Annotated in this window: 22 protein-coding genes; 11 read left to right on the top strand and 11 right to left on the bottom strand. The window is 64.4% G+C overall.

From position 1 onward, the window contains the following. Positions 1–77 precede the first annotated feature (77 nt). Complete coding sequence (locus tag KHO41_RS06360; protein WP_211952493.1) at positions 78–731, top strand: VTT domain-containing protein; 654 nt, start codon at positions 78–80, stop codon at positions 729–731. An 18-nt stretch (positions 732–749) separates the two neighbouring features. On the opposite strand, the gene KHO41_RS06355 is transcribed toward KHO41_RS06360, so the two are convergent. Continuing rightward, positions 750–1,598 carry a SirB1 family protein gene (locus KHO41_RS06355; RefSeq protein WP_011298913.1) on the bottom strand — a complete coding sequence of 283 codons (849 nt, stop codon included), beginning with the start codon at positions 1,596–1,598 and terminating at the stop codon, positions 750–752. 81 nt (positions 1,599–1,679) lie between these two features. Continuing rightward, the gene (gene murJ / locus KHO41_RS06350; protein WP_211952451.1) at positions 1,680–3,230 is read right to left on the bottom strand and encodes a murein biosynthesis integral membrane protein MurJ; all 1,551 of its coding nucleotides are present in this window, start codon (positions 3,228–3,230) and stop codon (positions 1,680–1,682) included. A gap of 360 nt (positions 3,231–3,590) precedes the next feature. Here murJ and rpsT point away from each other — a divergent pair, with 360 nt between their 5' ends. Continuing rightward, the gene (rpsT, locus tag KHO41_RS06345; protein WP_011298911.1) at positions 3,591–3,857 is read left to right on the top strand and encodes a 30S ribosomal protein S20; all 267 of its coding nucleotides are present in this window, start codon (positions 3,591–3,593) and stop codon (positions 3,855–3,857) included. A gap of 127 nt (positions 3,858–3,984) precedes the next feature. Here the strand turns inward: rpsT and KHO41_RS06340 are convergent, their stop codons facing one another. Beyond that, entirely contained in the window at positions 3,985–4,284 is a 300-nt protein-coding gene (locus KHO41_RS06340; protein ID WP_211952450.1) for a DUF3579 domain-containing protein, read from the bottom strand. A 417-nt stretch (positions 4,285–4,701) separates the two neighbouring features. Between KHO41_RS06340 and argF the strand changes: the two genes are divergently transcribed. Then, positions 4,702–5,625, top strand: coding sequence for an ornithine carbamoyltransferase (gene argF / locus KHO41_RS06335; RefSeq protein WP_211952449.1), 924 nt, complete (start codon positions 4,702–4,704; stop codon positions 5,623–5,625). Between the two features lie 96 nt (positions 5,626–5,721). Then, positions 5,722–6,033, top strand: coding sequence for a pyrimidine/purine nucleoside phosphorylase (gene ppnP / locus KHO41_RS06330; protein ID WP_140951553.1), 312 nt, complete (start codon positions 5,722–5,724; stop codon positions 6,031–6,033). 31 nt (positions 6,034–6,064) lie between these two features. On the opposite strand, the gene murB is transcribed toward ppnP, so the two are convergent. After that, positions 6,065–7,075 (bottom strand): UDP-N-acetylmuramate dehydrogenase, encoded by a 1,011-nt coding sequence (gene murB / locus KHO41_RS06325; protein ID WP_211952448.1) that lies wholly within the window; start codon positions 7,073–7,075, stop codon positions 6,065–6,067. A gap of 137 nt (positions 7,076–7,212) precedes the next feature. Between murB and KHO41_RS06320 the strand changes: the two genes are divergently transcribed. Continuing rightward, positions 7,213–7,698 carry a YajQ family cyclic di-GMP-binding protein gene (locus tag KHO41_RS06320; RefSeq protein WP_011298906.1) on the top strand — a complete coding sequence of 162 codons (486 nt, stop codon included), beginning with the start codon at positions 7,213–7,215 and terminating at the stop codon, positions 7,696–7,698. A gap of 57 nt (positions 7,699–7,755) precedes the next feature. Here the strand turns inward: KHO41_RS06320 and KHO41_RS06315 are convergent, their stop codons facing one another. From KHO41_RS06315 to KHO41_RS06305, 3 genes are all read right to left on the bottom strand, one after another. Further along, positions 7,756–8,205: a DUF192 domain-containing protein gene (locus tag KHO41_RS06315; protein WP_211952447.1), complete on the bottom strand. Its 450-nt coding sequence runs from the start codon at positions 8,203–8,205 to the stop codon at positions 7,756–7,758. Positions 8,206–8,377: 172 nt separating this feature from the next. Further along, entirely contained in the window at positions 8,378–8,563 is a 186-nt protein-coding gene (locus tag KHO41_RS06310; protein ID WP_211952446.1) for a hypothetical protein, read from the bottom strand. Positions 8,564–8,667: 104 nt separating this feature from the next. Further along, positions 8,668–9,327, bottom strand: coding sequence for a pseudouridine synthase (locus tag KHO41_RS06305; protein WP_211952445.1), 660 nt, complete (start codon positions 9,325–9,327; stop codon positions 8,668–8,670). Positions 9,328–9,591: 264 nt separating this feature from the next. Between KHO41_RS06305 and icd the strand changes: the two genes are divergently transcribed. Continuing rightward, the gene (gene icd, locus KHO41_RS06300) at positions 9,592–10,842 is read left to right on the top strand and encodes an NADP-dependent isocitrate dehydrogenase (protein ID WP_211952444.1); all 1,251 of its coding nucleotides are present in this window, start codon (positions 9,592–9,594) and stop codon (positions 10,840–10,842) included. Between the two features lie 135 nt (positions 10,843–10,977). After that, on the top strand, positions 10,978–11,439 hold the full coding sequence (locus KHO41_RS06295; protein WP_211952443.1) for a VOC family protein: 462 nt from the start codon (positions 10,978–10,980) through the stop codon (positions 11,437–11,439). 219 nt (positions 11,440–11,658) lie between these two features. Here KHO41_RS06295 and KHO41_RS06290 read toward each other — a convergent pair whose 3' ends face one another. Further along, positions 11,659–11,868 (bottom strand): cold-shock protein, encoded by a 210-nt coding sequence (locus KHO41_RS06290; protein ID WP_011298900.1) that lies wholly within the window; start codon positions 11,866–11,868, stop codon positions 11,659–11,661. 535 nt (positions 11,869–12,403) lie between these two features. Between KHO41_RS06290 and clpS the strand changes: the two genes are divergently transcribed. The 4 genes from clpS (at position 12,404) to KHO41_RS06270 (ending at position 16,995) form a co-directional block, all read left to right on the top strand. Beyond that, positions 12,404–12,730 (top strand): ATP-dependent Clp protease adapter ClpS, encoded by a 327-nt coding sequence (gene clpS, locus KHO41_RS06285; protein WP_011298899.1) that lies wholly within the window; start codon positions 12,404–12,406, stop codon positions 12,728–12,730. Next, complete coding sequence (gene clpA / locus KHO41_RS06280; protein WP_211952442.1) at positions 12,727–15,024, top strand: ATP-dependent Clp protease ATP-binding subunit ClpA; 2,298 nt, start codon at positions 12,727–12,729, stop codon at positions 15,022–15,024. Before clpS ends, clpA begins: the two co-directional genes overlap by 4 nt. Before the next feature lie 103 nt (positions 15,025–15,127). Next, on the top strand, positions 15,128–16,147 hold the full coding sequence (locus KHO41_RS06275; protein WP_211952441.1) for a tripartite tricarboxylate transporter substrate binding protein: 1,020 nt from the start codon (positions 15,128–15,130) through the stop codon (positions 16,145–16,147). Further along, the gene (locus tag KHO41_RS06270) at positions 16,147–16,995 is read left to right on the top strand and encodes a VOC family protein (RefSeq protein ID WP_211952440.1); all 849 of its coding nucleotides are present in this window, start codon (positions 16,147–16,149) and stop codon (positions 16,993–16,995) included. Before KHO41_RS06275 ends, KHO41_RS06270 begins: the two co-directional genes overlap by 1 nt. A 21-nt stretch (positions 16,996–17,016) precedes the next feature. Here KHO41_RS06270 and dut read toward each other — a convergent pair whose 3' ends face one another. Genes dut through coaBC form a run of 3 tightly spaced genes read right to left on the bottom strand, consistent with a single transcriptional unit; the run spans position 17,017 to position 19,801 of the window. Continuing rightward, entirely contained in the window at positions 17,017–17,517 is a 501-nt protein-coding gene (gene dut / locus KHO41_RS06265; RefSeq protein ID WP_211952439.1) for a dUTP diphosphatase, read from the bottom strand. 49 nt (positions 17,518–17,566) lie between these two features. Then, the gene (locus KHO41_RS06260) at positions 17,567–18,592 is read right to left on the bottom strand and encodes an LLM class flavin-dependent oxidoreductase (protein WP_211952438.1); all 1,026 of its coding nucleotides are present in this window, start codon (positions 18,590–18,592) and stop codon (positions 17,567–17,569) included. 6 nt (positions 18,593–18,598) lie between these two features. Next, positions 18,599–19,801 (bottom strand): bifunctional phosphopantothenoylcysteine decarboxylase/phosphopantothenate--cysteine ligase CoaBC, encoded by a 1,203-nt coding sequence (coaBC, locus tag KHO41_RS06255; protein ID WP_211952437.1) that lies wholly within the window; start codon positions 19,799–19,801, stop codon positions 18,599–18,601. Positions 19,802–19,855 lie beyond the last annotated feature (54 nt).

Raw genomic sequence — 19,855 nt, 5'->3', positions numbered from 1 at the left:
GCGTCGGGGCGGTCTTGTATCATGTCGCGCTTGGTGAAGTAACCTACAACGTAACGGGGAACGACTTGGATCTCGCTCTGCAGCTCATCGACATGCTTCTGCATGTCGACAAATATCTCGGCACGGTCATCCAGCAGTATGGCGTCTGGGTCTACGCCATCCTGTTCGCGATCGTGTTTGCCGAAACCGGGCTCGTGGTGCTGCCGTTCCTGCCTGGCGACTCGCTGCTGTTCATCGCGGGTGCATTCTGCGCGACTGGCGCCATGAATGAATGGGTGCTGATCGGGTTGCTGCTGCTCGCGGCGATCTCGGGCAATACCGTGAACTACTGGGTCGGCAGCTGGATCGGGCCCAAGGTCTTCGACCATCAGTGGCGCTTCCTCGACCAGAAGGCGCTGCGCCGCACGCATGATTTCTACGAACGCCACGGCGGCAAGACGCTTGTGATGGCGCGCTTCGTGCCGATCGTGCGCACCTTCGCGCCGTTCGTCGCAGGCGTGTCGCAGATGACGTTCGCGCGCTTCCAGTTCTTCAACGTGATCGGCGCGCTGGCGTGGGTCGCGGGGCTTGTATTTGCGGGCTACTTCTTCGGCAACCTGCCGTTCATCAAGCAGTACCTGAACCTGATCGTGCTGGCCGGTATTGGCGCAGCTGTGGTGCCGCTGGTGCTGGGCGGGCTGTGGCGACTTGTGCGCGGCAACAAGCGCCGCGCACCTAGCGTCGAGCGCTGAACGCGCGCTGCCGCGGTCTCAGTTGAGGCTGCGGCTCATCATGCGCAGGGCGGGCATGCGGTCGCGGATCTGCGCGATGTCGGCGGCATCCGGGCGCGCCTTCACATAGGCTTCCAGATCTTCGAGCGCAGGACGGAAGCACTCGAGATTTGCATATGCCAGGCCGCGGTCGCGTACTTCCTCGATCGACCCGGGCAGCAGGATCACCAGGCGGTTCTGCACCGCGAGCAGCCGCTGCCAGCGTGATTCCTGCAGATAGATCGCCTTCAGGTTGCGCAGCATGCGCGCGATGATCTCGCGGTGGCTCGCGGCCTGCAGGAACAGGCCCAGCGGCACCTGGCCAGGGTCGGAAATCCCTTCCCGCTCGAGATACGGGTCGAGCATCTCCTGAAGTTGTTCCTTTGACAGGGTCTCGCCGGTCAGCGGGTCGAGCACGACTTCGCCCGCCGGAATCGTCATGCGCACCAGGAAATGGTTCGGGAACGACACGCCCTTGAGCGGCAGGCCGATCTGCTGGCCAAGCTCCATGTACAGCACCGCCAGCGAAATCGGGATGCCGCGGCGCTGCTTGAGCACCACGTTCAGGTACGAATTGTCCGGGTCGTAGTAGTCGTTGGCATTCGCGCCGAAGCCGAGGTCGCGATAGAAAAAGTGGTTCAACAGACGCAGCCGCTGGATCGCTGGCGTGCCTTCGGCAATCCGGCGCTTCAGGCGCAGCGCGAGCACATCCAACGCCGCCAGTTCGGCTTGCAGGTCCAGGTCCGGGTAGGCGTCTTGCGCGATGGAAAGTGCGGTTTCAGTCAGCGGGATGCCGTTTTCGTCGGCCACAAGGCTGGCGAAATAGTCCAGGACTTTCGTACTTGTCATTGCGGATTCCTGATGCGGCACGGCCGGGCCGTGCGCTGGCGCCCACTACTCGCTATGGCACGTTCCATATATGAACAGGCCTTAGGCCGTCCGGCGCTTGAAGGCGGCGTATCGCAGTCCCATGAGCCACAGTGTACCGAAGTAGACCACCGCCGCAAGTATCAGGCAGGAGGCCAGCAGGGCAATGCGCAGCAGCGGCGTGGCACCCAGGCCGACCCAGTCGAAGTTGCGTACGAACCAGAGCAGCAGGCCCGACAGCAGCAGCACCGCAGTGAAGAGTTGCGCCAGGAACAGCCACCATCCGGGCGCGGGCCGGTAGAACCCTCGGCGCACCAGCCCCGCAAAAAGCAGTAGTGCATTGATGCTGGCGCCGACGCTGATCGACAGCGCCAGGCCCGCATGGCCGAGCCACGGCACGAACACATAGTTGCAGGCCTGCGTGATGACCAGCACCACGATCGCGATCTTCACCGGCGTGCGGATGTCCTGTCGCGCATAGAAGCCCGGGGCCAGGATCTTGATGACGATGAGGCCGAGCAGGCCGGTGCCGTACGACACCAGCGCCTGGCGCGTCATCTCGACGGCGTGCGCGTCGAACTTGCCGTAGTTGAACAGCACCGCGGTCAGCGGCGTACCGAACACGAACAGGCCCACCGCGCATGGCACCGCGAGCAGGAAGGTCAGGCGCAGGCCCCAGTCGAGCAGGCCCGAGTACTCTTCGCGATTGTCCTGGGCGCTGGCTTTCGACAGGCTCGGCAGGAGGATGGTCCCCAGCGCCACGCCGAGCAGCGCGGTCGGAAACTCCATCAGGCGGTCGGCATAGGTCAGGTACGACACGCTGCCTGCGGCCAGGCGCGAGGCAATGTTGGTATTGATGATCAGGCTGATCTGCGCCACCGACACGGCCAGCAGCGCCGGCCCCATCTGCTTCAGGATGCGGCGCACGCCGGCGTTGGCCCACGCCTCGCGCACACTGAAGCCCAGGCGCGGCATCGCGCCCAGGCGACGCAGCGCAGGCACCTGAATCACCAGTTGCAGGATGCCGCCGACCAGCACGCCCCACGCCTGCGCGTAGATCGGCTGGTCCATGTGCGGGCCGACGAACAGCGCGGCGACGATCAGGCACAGGTTCAGCAGGACCGGGGTGAAGGCCGGCACCGCGAACTTGCGCCACGTGTTGAGGATGCCGGATGCCAGCGCCACCAGCGAGATCAGGCCGATGTACGGGAACATCACGCGCGTCATGAAGACCGCGGCGGTGTACGTTTCGCCCTGACCACGGAAGCCGGTCGCCACCACGGTCATCACCAGTGGTGCGCCGATCACGCCAAGCAGCGACACGCCCATCAGCGCCCAGGTCATGACCGTGGCGACGGCATCGATCAGGAGCTTGGTCTCGGCGTCACCGCGCTTGGCGTGGTATTCGCCGAGGATCGGGACGAAGGCCTGTGAGAACGCGCCTTCGCCAAAGATACGCCGCAGCAGGTTGGGAATCCGGAAGGCCACGTTGAAGGCGTCAGTCATGTCCGACGCGCCGAACGCCCGGGCGATGAGGATTTCGCGCACCAGCCCCGTGATGCGCGAGAGCATGGTCAGGCCGCTGATGGTGGCGAGCGCTTTGAGCAGATTCAAGGTGAGTGGGCGGGAAGTGGTGGATCGGGCAGTGCTGGCGCTGGCACGGCAGGGTGCGGGTCGCGCACGCCGCGCAAGCATCGGGATGGCGGTTCTGACGCCCGGCGCGCGGTAAAGTTGCCGCGGCGGCACGCGCGCGCGTCGAAGTGACGACTATTATACGGATCGTCCCGCCGGCTTCCGGGTCAGAACGGTATACCGAGGTCAGTCTTGCGTGTGGCGCTGACGCGTGTGTATAATTGCCGATTCACAAGGATAGTTGCGTTCCGGATTCGTGTGTCAGTGCATCCCGGGTCGCTTGATATGACTTAATTGTTGTGTCCCCCGCGGCACGCATCTGAATTCAGGATACTTATTTAAATGGCAAATTCCGCACAAGCTCGCAAACGCGCTCGCCAAGCCGTTGCCCAGAACGCCCACAACTCCAGCCTGCGCTCGCGTCTGCGTACCGCCGTGAAGGCTGTTCGCAAGGCTATCGACGCCGGCGACAAGGCTGCCGCTGCAGAGATCTTCAAGAACTCGCAAGCCACCATCGACAGCATTGCTGACAAGAAGATCGTGCACAAGAACAAGGCTGCACGTCACAAGTCGCGTCTGTCGGCTGCCATCAAGGCCATGGCTGCCTGATAGCTGCATGGGCCGCCACGGCGGCCCGCTGACGGGTGCTACGGTACCTGCGCAACAAAAAAAAGCTCGTCGTCCGACGAGCTTTTTTGCTTTCCGGCTGCCGCATCTTCATGCGGCTCCGGCTGACTTATTCGAGCGAGCAGGCTTCGACCAGCTGCAGGTTGTTGTCGCGGGCGAAGTTCAGCACGAAGTCCAGCGCCTTGGGTTCAATCTCGCGGAGTCGCACATCGACCACGACGCATTTGATGTTGCCCGAGAAGATCGGGCGTACATACGGGGAATAGGTCAGGCGCGGATCGCCGCTATCGCCTTCGGGGCGGAATTGCGCCATGACGCCGCAGAGTCGTTCAGCCCAGTCGCTCGGGCGGAAGGTCTTGCCCTCCTTGGTAATGCCTTGGATGAAATATTCGCGAACATTGGGGTTCATGAGACTGGGCGACTGCGGGTGAGGCGTGGTGACTCGACGGAAAACCCGCGTAACGGGCGCCCGGTTTTGACGCGGCCGGCGAGTGTTGGTTCGCTCTTTTCCGGCCGGGACTGGCGGGGCGTCGGTGTCTGCGGGGGCACTTTTGATGCCGGCGGCGGGCAGCGGCAAGGGTATGCCGGGCCCCGCGTGAATCAGCGAGTATTATATCTTATATAAGACTTGCGCATAAGCCCGAAATCCTGTCGGGAACCTGTCAACGGGTGGCGAACCGGGTTCTTCCGGGCTCGCCAAAGCAGAAATAATCCCTTATGATCATTGCAAGTAAATTGCGTATGCGACGCGAAAGGCGGCTCCGCGACGCGCTTCTGTCATGCACTTCATGACGGCGTGTCCCCTCCGGGCCGCCTTCTTTGTTTTATGAGCTCAACCCCGATCAAGCATTACCTCCAGTTCAGCGACTTGACTCCCGACGAGTACGAGTACCTGCTGGACCGCGCACGGATCCTCAAGGCCAAGTTCAAGAACTACGAGACATGGCACCCGCTGCACGACCGCACGCTGGCGATGATCTTCGAGAAGAACTCGACGCGTACGCGCCTGTCGTTCGAAGCTGGCATCCACCAGCTTGGTGGCCATGCGGTGTTCCTCAACACGCGTGACTCGCAGCTTGGGCGTGGCGAGCCGATCGAGGATGCGGCGCAGGTGATTTCGCGCATGGTCGACATCATCATGATCCGCACGTTCGGGCAGGACATCATCGAACGCTTCGCCGCGCATTCGCGGGTGCCGGTCATCAACGGCCTGACCAACGAATACCACCCGTGCCAGGTGCTGGCCGATGTGTTCACCTATATCGAGCAGCGCGGCAGCATCCGCGGCAAGACCGTGGCGTGGATCGGCGATGCCAACAACATGGCCTACACCTGGATCCAGGCGGCCGAACGGCTGGGCTTCACGTTCCATTTCTCGGCGCCTCCGGGCTACCAGCTCGATCCGGCCTTGGTGCCGGCATCGGCGGCGGGCCAGCTGAAGGTGTTTGAAGATCCGCTCGCTGCCTGCCAGGGCGCGAGCCTCGTGACCACCGACGTGTGGACCAGCATGGGCTTCGAGGCCGAGAACGAGGCGCGCAAGCGCGCGTTCCAGGACTGGATGGTGACCACGGCCATGATGGACCGTGCCGAGCCGGACGCGCTGTTCATGCACTGCCTGCCTGCCCACCGTGGCGAGGAAGTCGAGGCCGCCGTGATCGACGGTCCCAAGAGCGTGGTCTGGGACGAGGCGGAAAACCGCCTGCACGTGCAGAAGGCGCTGATGGAATATCTGCTCTGCGGCCGCTACTGAAAGGGAAGCGCGCGCCGGCAGGCACAAGGGGAGGGGCCGCCATGGCCCCTCTTTTTACGTGACCGTATCCACAAAACTGCAATCAAGGAGATGGAAGTGAGCCAGTTCGACAACGTATCGGTCGTCAAGAAGGCCAACCTGTATTTCGACGGCAAGTGCGTGAGCCACACCGTGTTGTTCGCCGATGGCACGCGCAAGACGCTGGGCGTGATCTTTCCGGCGACGCTGACGTTCAACACCGGCGCTCCTGAAATCATGGAAATCAACGCGGGCGTGTGCCGCGTGCGCCTGGCTGGCTCGGAAGCCTGGCAGACGTACGGCGCAGGCCAGCAGTTCGATGTGCCGGGCAACAGCAGCTTCGACATCGAAGTCCAGGAAACCCTCGACTACGTCTGCCACTTCGGTTGATCCAGGCGGCTGACCGCAGCCGCGGAGCCGGTCACAGCACGACCGGTTCCGGTTCGATTCGAACGCCGAAGCGGGCCTGTACCGTATCGGCGATGCGCCCGGCCAGCGCCAGCAGCGCTGTGCCGGTGCCGCCACCGTGGTGCACCAGCACCAGCGCCTGCTTGCCATAGACGCCCACCGGGCCGTCGTTGAGCCCCTTGAATCCGCAGCGGTCGATCAGCCAGCCGGCGGCCAGCTTGAAGCTGCCGTCGGGCTGTGCGTAGCTGACGAGGTCTGGGTGGCTGGCCAGCAGTGCATTCCGTTGCTCCGCGCTGACCAGCGGATTCTTGAAGAAGCTCCCCGCATTGCCGATCTGCGCGGGGTCGGGCAGCTTGCGCGAGCGGATGGCGATTACCGCATCGCGGATCGCTGCCGCATCGGGTGCGGCATTGCCTTCCAGTTCGCGTGCCAGCTCGCCATAGGCCAGTACCGGCTGCCAGTCGCGCGGCAGGCGCAGCGTCACGGCGGTGATGATGTAACGGTCGCGGCCAGCCTGCTTGAACAGGCTGTCGCGGTAACCGAACCCGCACTGTTCGAGGTCCAGGTCCACGAAGCGCATCGTCTGGCGGTCAAGCGCGCGCAGGCTCGCAAAACGCTCGCGCAGTTCGACGCCATAAGCGCCGATGTTCTGGATGGGCGCTGCACCGACGGTGCCCGGAATCAGGGCGAGGTTTTCGAGGCCAGGCAGGCCTTCCTCGATGGTGCGGCAGACCAGTCCGTGCCAGTTTTCACCGGCACCGGCCGTGACCAGCCAGGCACCAGCCTCCGTTTCCACGCGGAAGCCGGGAATCTCCATCAGCAGCACCAGCGCGTCCAGATCGCCGGTCAGCACCACATTGCTGCCGCCGCCGAGCACCACCAGCGGCAATCCCGCGGCACGCGGGTCATTCAGCGCGGCGAGAAGGTCGGCTTCGCTGCGGATGTGGGCCGCATATCGCGCCCGGACGTCGAATCCGAATGTATTGTGGCGGCGCAGGGGATAAAATTCGTGGAAATCTGCCATGCAAGCTAGAGGTGATGCGGCCGCCGCTGCGCGGCCGGGCGCCCCGTGGAGCGCGAGGCAGGCTGGATTATACGGAAGTACCGGCGCGGCCCGCCCGGGTTGCGGGCGCCGGACAGGCAAGTGACAAGGAGAATGCAATGCCGTCGTTTGACGTAGTGTGCGAAGCGAACATGGTCGAGGTCAAGAATGCGGTCGAGCAGGCCAACAAGGAGATCTCGACGCGTTTCGATTTCAAGGGTTCGGACGCACGGGTCGAGCAGAAGGAAGGCGAACTGACCGCCTTCGCCGACGATGATTTCAAGTTGGGCCAGGTCAAGGATGTGCTGCTCAACAAGATGGCCAAGCGCAACGTCGATGTGCGCTTCCTCGACTACGGCAAGGTCGAGAAGATCAGCGGCGACAAGGTCAAGCAGGTCATCACCATCAAGAAGGGCGTGACCGGCGACCTGGGCAAGAAGATCGTGCGCATGATCAAGGACAGCAAGATCAAGGTCCAGGGCAGCATCCAGGGCGACGCCGTGCGCGTGTCCGGCACCAAGCGCGACGACCTGCAAAGCGTGATCGCCATGCTGCGCAAGGACGTGTCCGAGGCGCCGCTGGACTTCAACAACTTCCGGGACTGATTCCCCTGTACCCGGATGGGCGCCGGTGCAATGCCGGCGCCTGGCTGCCGGTTGCGCTCAGCGCGGCTGCGGCAGCCCGCCAATCTTCGCGCCGGCCCGGATGCCCTTCTGCGCGAACCAGCCCTTGTTCATTTCGAGCGCGTAACGGATCGCTGCCTTCGGGCAGTGGTTGTCTTGCGTCTGCGGCGCCATGTCCTCGATATTGACGATGCTGCCGTCATCGGCCAGGAAGGCGATCGATAGCGGCAGGTCGGTGTTCTTCATCCAGAAGCAGTGTCCGGCCTTCTGCTCGAACACGAACAGCATGCCGGCATTGGCCGGCATCGACTTCCGGTACATCAGCCCCTGTTCGCGCGCCGCCGGGGTCGACGCGACCTCTGCCTGGATGGCATACATGCCGGCTGTGAGCGGCACCACGGGCAGGGCGCTCTGGGCATGAGCCAGGCCGCTGAAGGCAGTGGCGACCAACATGCAGCGGGAAAGCAGGGTCTGGGTCAGGATTCGCATGGCAATGCGGCGGGAGGTTCGAGGGCAGCCGCAAGCATAACGCACGCGGACGGGGTCTGAGAGGCGTCCGAACGGCGGCCAGACAGATACAAAAAAGGCAGGTTGCCGGGCAACCTGCCTTTCACACGGTACGGCGGGGATATCCGGTGGGATAGCCGCCGCAGCCGCAAGCTTACTGCGCAGCCGGAGCCGAAGCAGCAGCCTTCTTCGAGTGCTTCTTGTGCGAGGTCTTCTTCTTCTGGGCCTTCGGGGCTTCCTTGGCGGCCGGAGCAGCGTCGGCAGCAGCAGGAGCCGAAGCTTGGGCGAAAGCGCCGGTGGCGAACAGACCAACAACCAGGGCAGCGATCAGTTTTTTCATTGCGATTACCTCGAAGGGTGACTGTAGTCAGAAAGGTTGGCGCGCAATTGGACGCGTCACCGACAACAACGAGGACACTGCCCGGTGCGTTGACGTGCCGGGTGTTAGTTTTTGTAACGCACTCGGCCCTTGCTGCCGGTGCCGCGTGTACCGGCGTTGCCTGATCCTAGATTGCGCGGCTCCGGGCGCGGGGCGCGAGCCGGTGGCAGGCCCAGTCGGTCCGGCTCCACGACGCATGACTGTCCGGGCTGCAGGCCCAGTTCACGTAAATCCAGCCGCCCGATGGTGGCGCGCACCAGGCGTAGGGTCGGGAAGCCGACGGCCGCCGTCATGCGGCGCACCTGGCGGTTCTTGCCTTCGCGGATCTGCAGTTCCAGCCAACTGGTCGGAATCGCGGCGCGATAGCGCACCGGCGGGTTCCGGGGCCAGAGCCAGGACGGCGCTTCGACCGCGCGCACCTTGGCCGGCAAGGTCTGGAAATCGCCGAGGTCGACGCCCTGCCGCAGGCGCGCCAGCGCGGCCTCGTCGGGGATCCCCTCGACCTGCGCGAAGTAGGTCTTGGCGAGCTTGTGCCGCGGATCGGCAATGCGCGCCTGCAGGCCGCCGTCATCGGTCAGCAGCAGCAGGCCTTCGCTGTCGGCGTCGAGGCGGCCGGCGGGGTACACGCCAGGCGTTACGATCCACTCGGCCAGTGTCGGGCGCGAGGGATGCTCGGAAAACTGGCTCATCGTGCCAAAGGGCTTGTTCAGGGCAATTAGCGTCATGGGGCAGCAGTATGCCGCAGACGGGGGAAATCGCCCGCTTTCCTTGGCTGGTGCGGCTTGGCGGAATGGCAGATCACGAAAAATTGCTGCATAATATGAAACCGGTCTTGTGTCTTATATAAGACTGTAGGCAAGACCGGATTGGTGCGGCGCAGTGCAGGCGAGCCGGGGTGCCCGGCTACAATGCTTTCGCTACACCTCCCATATTTCGCTGCCGGGTCGTGTACCGGGTAGCCGTCTTAACCGTTCCGTACTGGAGACGTCATGTACCAACACATCAAGGTCCCGGCCGGCGAGAAGATCACGGTCAACCAGGATTTCTCGCTGAATGTCCCGGACACTCCGATCATTCCCTACATTGAGGGCGATGGTACGGGCCTCGATATCACGCCGGTGATGATCAAGGTGGTGGATGCCGCGGTGGAAAAGGCTTACGGCGGCAAGCGCAAGATCTCGTGGATGGAGATCTACGCCGGCGAGAAGTCCACCAAGGTCTACGGCCCGGACGTGTGGCTGCCTGACGAAACCCTGGACGTGCTCAAGGAATACGTCGTCTCGATCAAGGGCCCGCTGACCACGCCGGTCGGTGGCGGCATCCGCTCGCTGAACGTGGCGCTGCGCCAGCAGCTCGACTTGTATGTGTGCCTGCGCCCGGTGCGCTATTTCAAGGGCGTGCCATCGCCGGTGCGCGAGCCGGAAAAGACCGATATGGTCATCTTCCGCGAGAACTCCGAAGACATCTACGCCGGCATCGAATGGGAAGCCGAAAGCCCGCAGGCCCAGAAGCTGATCGCCTTCCTGCAGAACGAAATGGGCGTGAAGAAGATCCGTTTCCCGGAAACCTCGGGCATCGGCGTCAAGCCCGTGTCCAAGCAGGGCACCCAGCGCCTGGTGCGCAAGGCGATCCAGTACGCGATCGACAATGACAAGCCGTCGGTGACGCTGGTGCACAAGGGCAACATCATGAAGTTCACGGAAGGCGGTTTCCGTGACTGGGGCTATGAGCTGGCCCAGAAGGAATTCGGTGCCGAGCTGGTCGACGGCGGCCCGTGGTGCAAGTTCAAGAACCCGAAGACCGGCCGCGACATCGTCATCAAGGACGCCATCGCCGACGCCTTCCTGCAGCAGATCCTGCTGCGCCCGGCGGAGTATTCGGTGATCGCCACGCTGAACCTGAACGGCGACTATGTCTCCGATGCGCTGGCGGCGCAGGTCGGTGGCATCGGCATCGCCCCCGGTGCGAACCTGTCCGACTCCGTGGCCATGTTCGAAGCCACCCATGGCACGGCGCCGAAATACGCCGGTAAGGACTACGTGAACCCGGGTTCGGAAATCCTGTCGGCCGAAATGATGCTGCGCCACATGGGCTGGACCGAAGCGGCTGACCTGATCATCGCCTCGATGGAAAAGTCGATCCTGTCGAAGAAGGTCACGTACGACTTCGCCCGCCTGCTGGAAGGCGCGACCCAGGTGTCGTGCTCGGGTTTTGGTCAGGTAATGATCGAAAACATGTGATCCCGCCCGGCGCCCGTACGCGGGCGCAGCACGTCAGAACCCCGGTAAGCCATGAGGCTGCCGGGGTTTTTTCTTGCCTGCGCGACGCTGGCTGCCTAGAACGTCAGGGTGTCCGACATTGCAAGGAGCCGACAGATGGAAGACCCGTTTCGCCGTGCCGCACTCGGCGCGGCAGTGTTCTACAAGGAGCCGCGGGGCGCGCTGGACTGGCTGGAACAGGCGTTCGGCTTCACGCGCACCATGGTCATCACCGACGATCAGGGCAAACTCGCCCATGCCGAGATGCGTTTCGGGGACAGCTACCTGATGGTGGGCAGCGAATGGGCTGATTTCACGGCGAGCCCCGCCAGCGTGAACGGCAAGAACACGCAGTCGATCCATGTCCACCTTCAGGACGGGCTCGATGCGCATTGCGAGCGCGCGCGGGCTGCCGGCGCGGTGATCATCCGTGAGCCGGAGGACCAGTTCTACGGCGATCGCGTCTATACCGCCCGCGATCCGGAAGGCCATGTCTGGACCTTCGGCCAGACCGTGCGAAAGGTCAGCCGGGAAGAGGCCGAGCAGGCCAGCGGGCTGAAGATCGAGGGCTGGGCCTGATCTGCCCCGTCATCACCGGTACGAAATGCAGAAAGCCCGGCACGAAGCCGGGCTTTCTGTCGGATGCGGTAGCGTGCAGCTGAGGTCCGTGCCATGGCACCGCCGCTGCCCTGAGGGCGGCGGCACGACCTTGCGCGGATCCCGTTCCGGGGGAGTTCCCCCCGCATCCTTGGTGACCACCCCGGAGCTCTGTCGGCCCGGGTGCGGTCGCGGCGCACTTCAGGCCGAGGCGTCCTGGATGTTCGTAGCTTGCTTGCCCTTGGGGCCTTGCACGACCTCGAACGAGACGCGCTGACCTTCCTTGAGCGTCTTGAAGCCCGCCATCTGGATAGCCGAAAAGTGCGCAAACAGTTCTTCTTCGCCTTCGTCCGGCTTGATGAACCCGAAGCCCTTGGCGTCATTGAACCATTTGACGATACCGCTTGCCATATACTCCCCCAACGAAATTGCAGATTTCAAAGCGGGGATGCCTGCGGCCAGCCGGATGACAAGCGCTGCGGCGCCATGGCGGCCGCTTCCTTTCGGATGCGGTCGGCAATGACGCGGCATGATGTATCGCGCGGCGACGGATCCGGCAGTTGCCTGCCGGGAATGCCGCCACTGGTTTCGTGGGCCTCCCTGCTCACGGATCACCCAGTGTGGCCTTTTTGCTTGGCTCGCGGGCCTGAACCGGGTGTGCGGCCGATTTTTCTGGCAAACCCCTCTACTGTCAAGTTGGCGGATTCCCCACTGCCGGCAGGGTGTGGCGGGAATGGGACGGCGGCAGATGGTACCGTGTGGGGGTGCGCACGGTAGTGCAGAGCGCGCCAGCGGTAGCCTGCACATGTGCACCAGCCGCGTGCATTGCAGTGCCTTTGGCGCTTCTTAAACGTCGGGGAAGCAGGTGGAAACAGGTGGCACGGCTCTTGAATCCTGCAACTGTTCCCCAAATTGCAGAGTTGCGAGTAAGGGTTAGAATAAAGCCATGGCTACACGGCTGGCGAATGTCCCACAACGCGAAGCAGGCACCATTCTGGAGCGGAAAGAGCAGCAGCTCAAACCTCCCGCTATGTACAAAGTGGTGCTGCTCAATGACGACTACACTCCGATGGAGTTTGTAGTCATGATCCTGCAACAGTATTTCAGCAGGGACCGGGAAACCGCGACGCAGATCATGCTCACGGTTCATCGGGAAGGTAAGGGCGTCTGCGGTATCTACACCAGAGATATCGCTGCGACAAAGGTCGAGCTGGTGTCAACGCACGCGCGGCAGGCGGGGCACCCCTTGCAGTGCGTGATGGAGGAAGCATGATTGCGCAAGAATTGGAAGTGAGCCTGCACATGGCGTTCGTTGAGGCCCGGCAGGCACGCCACGAGTTCATTACCGTGGAGCACCTGCTGCTCGCGTTGCTCGACAACCCGACGGCGGCCGAGGTCTTGCGCGCCTGCGCGGCCAATATCGAGGACTTGCGCACGAGCCTGAAGAATTTCATCGCTGACAACACGCCGGTGGTGCCTGGTACCGACGAAGTCGATACCCAGCCCACGCTCGGTTTCCAGCGTGTGATCCAGCGCGCGATCATGCACGTGCAGTCGACTTCCAACGGCAAGAAGGAAGTGACGGGCGCCAATGTGCTGGTCGCGATCTTCGGCGAGAAGGACTCCCATGCCGTCTACTACCTGCAGCAGCAGGGCGTGACGCGCCTGGACGTCGTCAACTTCATCAGCCACGGCATCCGCAAGGATCAGTCGGAGCCGGCCAAGCACGGCGACGGCACCGGTGAAGGCGAGGGCGGCGACGGCAAGGAAAGCCCGCTCGAGCAGTACACCCAGAACCTGAACGCGCTGGCCAAGGCCGGCAAGATCGATCCGCTGATCGGCCGCGAGAGCGAAGTCGAGCGCGTGGTGCAGGTGCTGTGCCGCCGGCGCAAGAACAACCCGCTGCTGGTCGGCGAAGCCGGCGTCGGCAAGACTGCGATCGCGGAAGGCCTGGCCTGGCGCATCACCAAGAACGAGGTGCCCGACATCCTCGAGAAGGCGACCGTCTACTCGCTCGACATGGGCGCGCTGCTGGCCGGCACCAAGTATCGTGGTGATTTCGAGCAGCGCCTCAAGGGTGTGCTGAAGTCGCTCAAGGACAACCCGAACGCGATCCTGTTCATCGACGAGATCCACACGCTGATCGGCGCAGGCGCCGCGTCGGGCGGCACGCTGGACGCGAGCAACCTGCTCAAGCCGGCGCTGTCGTCGGGCCAGCTCAAGTGCATCGGCGCAACCACGTTCACCGAATACCGTGGCATCTTCGAGAAGGACGCGGCGCTGTCGCGGCGCTTCCAGAAGATCGACGTGGTCGAACCGTCGGTCGACCAGACCGTGCAGATCCTGCGCGGACTGAAGTCGCGCTTCGAGGAACACCATGGCGTCAAGTACGCGTCTTCCGCGCTGACCGCGGCGGCCGAACTGTCGGCGCGCTTCATCACCGACCGTCACCTGCCTGACAAGGCGATCGACGTGATCGACGAAGCCGGCGCGGCGCAGCGCATCCTGCCGAAGTCGAAGCAGAAGAAGACCATCGGCAAGAGCGAGATCGAGGACATCGTCTCGCGCATTGCGCGCATCCCGCCGCAGAGCGTGAACCAGGACGACCGCAGCAAGCTGCAGACGCTGGAACGCGACCTGAAGTCGGTGGTGTTCGGCCAGGATCCGGCCATCGAAGCGCTGGCGTCCGCCATCAAGATGTCGCGCGCGGGGCTGGGCAAGACCGACAAGCCGATCGGCTCGTTCCTGTTCTCGGGTCCCACGGGCGTGGGCAAGACCGAAGTCGCCAAGCAGCTCGCGTTCATCATGGGCATCGAGTTGCTGCGCTTCGACATGTCCGAGTACATGGAGCGCCATGCGGTGAGCCGCCTGATCGGTGCGCCGCCGGGATACGTCGGGTTCGACCAGGGCGGCCTGCTGACCGAGGCCGTCACCAAGAAGCCGCACTGCGTGCTGCTGCTCGATGAAATCGAGAAGGCGCATCCGGATATCTTCAATATCCTGCTGCAGGTGATGGACCATGGATCGCTGACCGATAACAACGGCCGGCGCGCCGACTTCCGCAACGTGATCATCATCATGACCACGAACGCGGGGGCGGAGACCATGAACCGCGCCACCATCGGTTTCACGACGTCGCGCCAGCAGGGCGACGAGATGGCCGACATCAAGCGCATGTTCACGCCGGAGTTCCGCAACCGGCTGGATGCCACCATCAGCTTCCGCTCGCTGGACGAGGAGATCATCCTGCGCGTGGTGGACAAGTTCCTGATGCAGCTGGAAGAGCAGCTGCACGAGAAGAAGGTGGAAGCCAGCTTCACCGAGAAACTGCGCAAGTTCCTGGCACACAAGGGCTTCGACCCGCTGATGGGCGCACGCCCGATGCAGCGCCTGATCCAGGACATGATCCGCAAGGCACTGGCCGACGAACTGCTGTTCGGCAAGCTGGTGTCCGGTGGCAAGGTCGTGGTCGATCTCGACGAGCAGGACCAGATCAAGCTGGACTTCTCCGAGGCCGATCCGGAACCGCCGGAGGCACCGGAAAGCGAGCAGCGCGCGGAGGCCTGAGCAGGCGCACGAGGTCATTGTCTGCAATTGCGGCCATCCTCGGGCAAAATACAGGGGCGGCAGAAATGCCGCCCTTTGTTTTTGTCCCCTTCCTGAAAGACCGATGTCCCGTCCCGATCGCACGCGGCTGCGCCGCATGCTGCTCAAAGCGCTGCCGCTGGCCGCCACGCCCCTGTCCGCGGTGCAAGCCGTTGCTGCCACTGCCGCCAGCGCGCCTGCTGAATCGCCCATGAACGGCCGTCCGATCGCGATGGTCCTGCCGTTCCCGCCGGGTGGCAGCGTCGACATCGTCGCCCGCCAGCTTCAGCCGGGCCTCAAATCCCTGCTGGGTCAGACGGTCGTGGTCGACAACAAGCCGGGCGCGGGTGGGCTGCTCGCCTCGAGTTCGGTGGCCCGGGCCAAGCCGGACGGCAATACGCTGCTGATGGCGTTCGACACCCACGCGATCAATCCGTTTGCCTACAAGCAGCTGCCCTACGACACCTTCCGCGACTTCACGCCGATATCGCAGCTCGTGCGTTTCCCGCTGGTGATCGCTGCCAATCCTGCCCTGCCGGCATCGAATGTGCGCGAGCTGATCGCACTTGCCAAGGCAAAGCATGACGGCGTGCGCTACGCCTCGTCTGGCATCGGGAGCCTGAACCAGCTCGCCGCCGAGGCACTCGCGACCGAAGCCGGTGTGCACATGCTGCACGTGCCCTACAAGGGCGGCGGCCCGGCCGTACAGGCGGTGCTGTCGAACGAGGTCGACATCTTCTTCAGCAGCTACGCGGCCGTGCAGGCCCATGTGGCGGCCAAGACCATCAAGGTGCTCGGCGTTACAGGCACCAGCCGCCTGAAGCAGTTGCCGCAGGTGCCGACCGTGGCGGAGCAGGGCGTGCGCGGGTTTGAAGCGTATTCATGGATCGGCGTGTTCGGACCGGCGGGCATGGCGCCTGCCACTGTGAGCCGGATCCATGACGCACTCGTGGAATCACTGCACCAGACGCGCGTGGTCGATGCGCTGGCGGCACAGGGTTTCGAAATTGTCGGGGGCAGCCCCGCTGAACTCGGCAACCTCGTGCGCCACGAGCACGACAAGTGGCAGGCCGTGGCGCGCAAGGCCAATATCCAGTTCGAGTGATGGCAAACCAAGCCGAAATGTTCGACCACGCCGTCGTGGTCTGCCCCGATCTCGACGCCGGCGCGCAAGCCTGGCGGCGGCTCGGCTTCACGCTGACGCCGCGCGGCTACCATACGCTCGGTTCGCAGAACCACTGCATCATGCTCGCGCGCGACTATATCGAGCTGCTGCATGTCACGGCGCCCAATCCGAGCCGGCAGTATTACTGGGAAGCCCAGCAACGCGGTGGCGGCTGCGCAGCCATGTCATGCAAGAGTGCCGATGCGTTCGGCACCGCAGCGCGCCTGCGCGAGGGCGGATGGCATACCTCGGACCCGATCGAGTTCTCGCGTCCCGTGGTGCTGGATGATGGCAGCGAACAGGCCGCCACGTTCCGCGTCACGGCGCTCGACGATGCGCCGGGTGCGCGCTACTTCGTCTGCGAGCACCGTACACCCGAACTGCTCTGGCGGCCGGAATGGATTCGCCACGCCAATGGCGCGCAGGCGATTGCGTCGATGTTCCTGGTGGTCGCGCCAGCGCTCGTGGATGCTGCGGGCCGCGCGTACGCCGAACTGACCGGTGGCGAGATGACCCAGCTCAGCGACCACATCTGCAGTCTCGCGGTCGACGATGCCACGCTGGTCATCAGCACGCCGCAGGCACTGGCGGCCGCTACCGGCACGTCGCACATCCGGCGTGGCGTGCCTGGCTATGCAGCAATCCGCCTGCGGACGAATGCGCTGGCAGAGGCGCGCCAGTTGTGGCGCGCGTCGGGCGTTCCGGCACAGGACCTGGGCCCGCATGAAACGCTGATTCCGGCGGATGCCGCCGGAGGTGTGGCCCTGCTGTTCGAACAGCAGGGTTGATGCGCTGAAGCCAGCCAGCGCTCAGGCGCTGGCCTTGGCGTGGTGCACGCCGGTCGAGCCGAAACCGCCGGCGCCGCGCTCGCTGCTTTCCGAGAATTCCTCAACCGTCGTGAACACCGGGCGCAGCACGGGCACGAACATCATCTGCGCGATGCGCTCGCCGGGCTGAATCACGATCGGCTCGGTACCCGGCGCGTTGCGGTTCCACACGCTGACCATGATCTGGCCCTGGTAATCGGCATCGATCACGCCGATCGAGTTGCCGAGCACGAGTCCCTTCTTGTGGCCGAGCCCCGAACGCGGCACGATGGTCGCGGCCATGTACGGGTTGCCCATATGCACGGCAATGCCGGCCGGCACCAGTTGCGCAGCCGTACCCGGCGCGATCGACACCGGTGCATCGACGCAGGCGTGCAGGTCGATGGCGGCGGCCATGTCGCTCTGGTAGGCGGGCAGGCCCCAGTCATTCAGGCGGGCATCGAGTACTTTGATTTCAACAGTCGGGTTCAGTGGCTGGCTCATTTCGGGATGGGTTCAGGCAGTCGCAGGCCGGGCATTACCCGGCCGGACGTCAGTTTTCGGAATTCAGTTCGAACGCTTCGGCGAGCAGTTCGTACGTGCGCAGCCTTGCGGCGTAGGTGGCGGTTACGCTGAGCACGACAAGCTCGTCCGCGGCGAATTGCTCGCGCAGCGCGAGCATGCGCTCGGCCACGCGTTCAGGCGTGCCGCAAATCGTGCGCGGGCGCTCGCGTTCGATGATCAGGCGGTCGCGTTCGGTCGGGATATGGCTTTCGGCCTGCTCCAGCGAAGGAATTGGTGCGTTGACGCCGTAGGCCATCTGCAGGCGGCGCAGGTCCACCGCGCGCTCCAGTTCGGCCGCTTCGGCGTCGGTGTCAGCGCAGATCACGAAGATTGCGGCGGCGCTGTAAGGCTGGTCCGCATAGCCGGCCTCGAAGTCTTCGCGATACTGCCGAGCGACATGGTGGCCGGTGTGCGCGTTGATGAAGTGCGCAAACGCAAAGCGCAGCCCAAGCTTTGCGGCCAGTGCACCGCCGTAGTCGCTCGAACCAAGCACCCACAGTTCGGGCCGCGTATCGACGACGGGCTGCAGCAAGACACCTTCAGCGAGATGGCCGGGAGGGACCTCGCCGCTCAGCAGGCACGCAAGGTCACGCACCTGCTCCTCGAACTGCGAGCCGCGATCGTACTGGCCCATCGCCACGGCCTGCGCGGTGCGCATATCGCCGCCAGGCGCGCGGCCTACGCCGAGGTCGATGCGATTCGGGAACAGTCCTTCGAGCATGCGGAACTGCTCGGCGACTTTGAACGGGCTGTAGTAGGGCAGCATCACGCCGCCCGAGCCGAGCCGGATGCGCTGCGTGACGCTGCCAATGCGCGCCAGCATGACTTCGGGCGCCGGGTTGGAGACGCCGCGCAGGCCATGGTGCTCGGCGCACCAGTAGCGCGTGTAGCCAAGCGCGTCGGCCATCTGCGCCAGTTCTACGGTGGCAGCCAGCGCGTCACGGGCAGAATGGCCTGCAATCACCGGGCTCTGGTCGAGCACAGACAGGCGCAGTCGGGGTCGGTTCACTGTCATGATGCGTCAGGGTTGGGCGCGGCCCGGCAAGCGCTGGCCGATGGCGGCCACCAGCTGGCGCGCCAGCGTCAGCTTGTCGGCGCGCGGCAGGCGCGTCATGCCCGCGGCATCGAACAGCACGATCTCGTTGTCGTCGAGGCCGAAGGTATGGTGGCCGATATTGCCGACCAGCAGCGGTACACCCTTGCGCTGGCGCTTCTGCTCGCCGTATTGCTCAAGGTTCTCGCTCTCCGCGGCAAAGCCGACGCAGTAGGGCGCATCGGCGCGTGCCGCCACGGTGGCGAGGATGTCCGGGTTCTGCACGAACTGCAGCGTCGGCGTGTCGGTGTCGTTGGCCTTCTTGAGCTTCTGCTGGGCGACCTCGGCGGGACGCCAGTCGGCCACGGCGGCGACCGCGATGAACACGTCAACGCCGTGCAGTTGGGCCAGTACCGAGTCATGCATCTGCTGGGCGCTGCGCACGTCGCTGCGCACCACGCCGCGCGGCGTAGGCAGGCCAGTCGGGCCGGAGACGAGCCGCACGTCGGCGCCAGCCTCGCGCGCGGCGCGCGCGATCGAAAAGCCCATCTTGCCCGAGGACAGGTTGGTGATGCCGCGCACCGGGTCGATCGCTTCGAACGTCGGGCCCGCGGTGATCAGCACGCGCTTGCCTGCCAGCGGCTTGGGCTGGAAGAACGCGATGATGTCGTCGACCAGCTCTTCGGGCTCAAGCATGCGGCCGTCGCCGACTTCGCCGCAGGCCTGGTCGCCGCTGCCCGGGCCAAGGATGACGACGCCATCGGCACGCAGTTGCGCCGCATTGCGTTGTGTCGGCGCTGCGGCCCACATCTGGCGGTTCATGGCTGGTGCCACGAGCAGCGGACAGTCGCGCGCGATGCACAGCGTGGTCAGCAGGTCGTCGCACAGGCCGTTGGCCAGCTTGGCCAGGAAGTCCGTCGACGCGGGCGCGATCACGATGGCGTCGGCCTCGCGCGAGAGGTCGATGTGCGCCATGTTGTTGTCGACGCGCGCATCCCACTGCGACAGGAACACCGGGCGGCCCGACAGGGCCTGCATCGTGACGGGGGTGATGAAATGGGTCGCCGCTTCGGTCATCGCCACCTGAACCGTGGCACCGGCCTTGGTCAGCAGGCGGACCAGCTCGGCCGACTTGTAGCAGGCGATGCCGCCGGTCAGGCCGAGAACGATGTGCTTGCCGCGCAAATCCATGGAAGGCTCGTCAGAGATTGGGTTTCGGCATGATACCGGCAGCCTGCGCAGGCT

Origin of the sequence: Cupriavidus numazuensis (assembly GCF_905397435.1) — a bacterium.
GTDB classification, from domain to species: Bacteria; Pseudomonadota; Gammaproteobacteria; order Burkholderiales; family Burkholderiaceae; genus Cupriavidus; species Cupriavidus numazuensis.
This window is presented reverse-complemented; position numbering and strand designations above follow the sequence as displayed.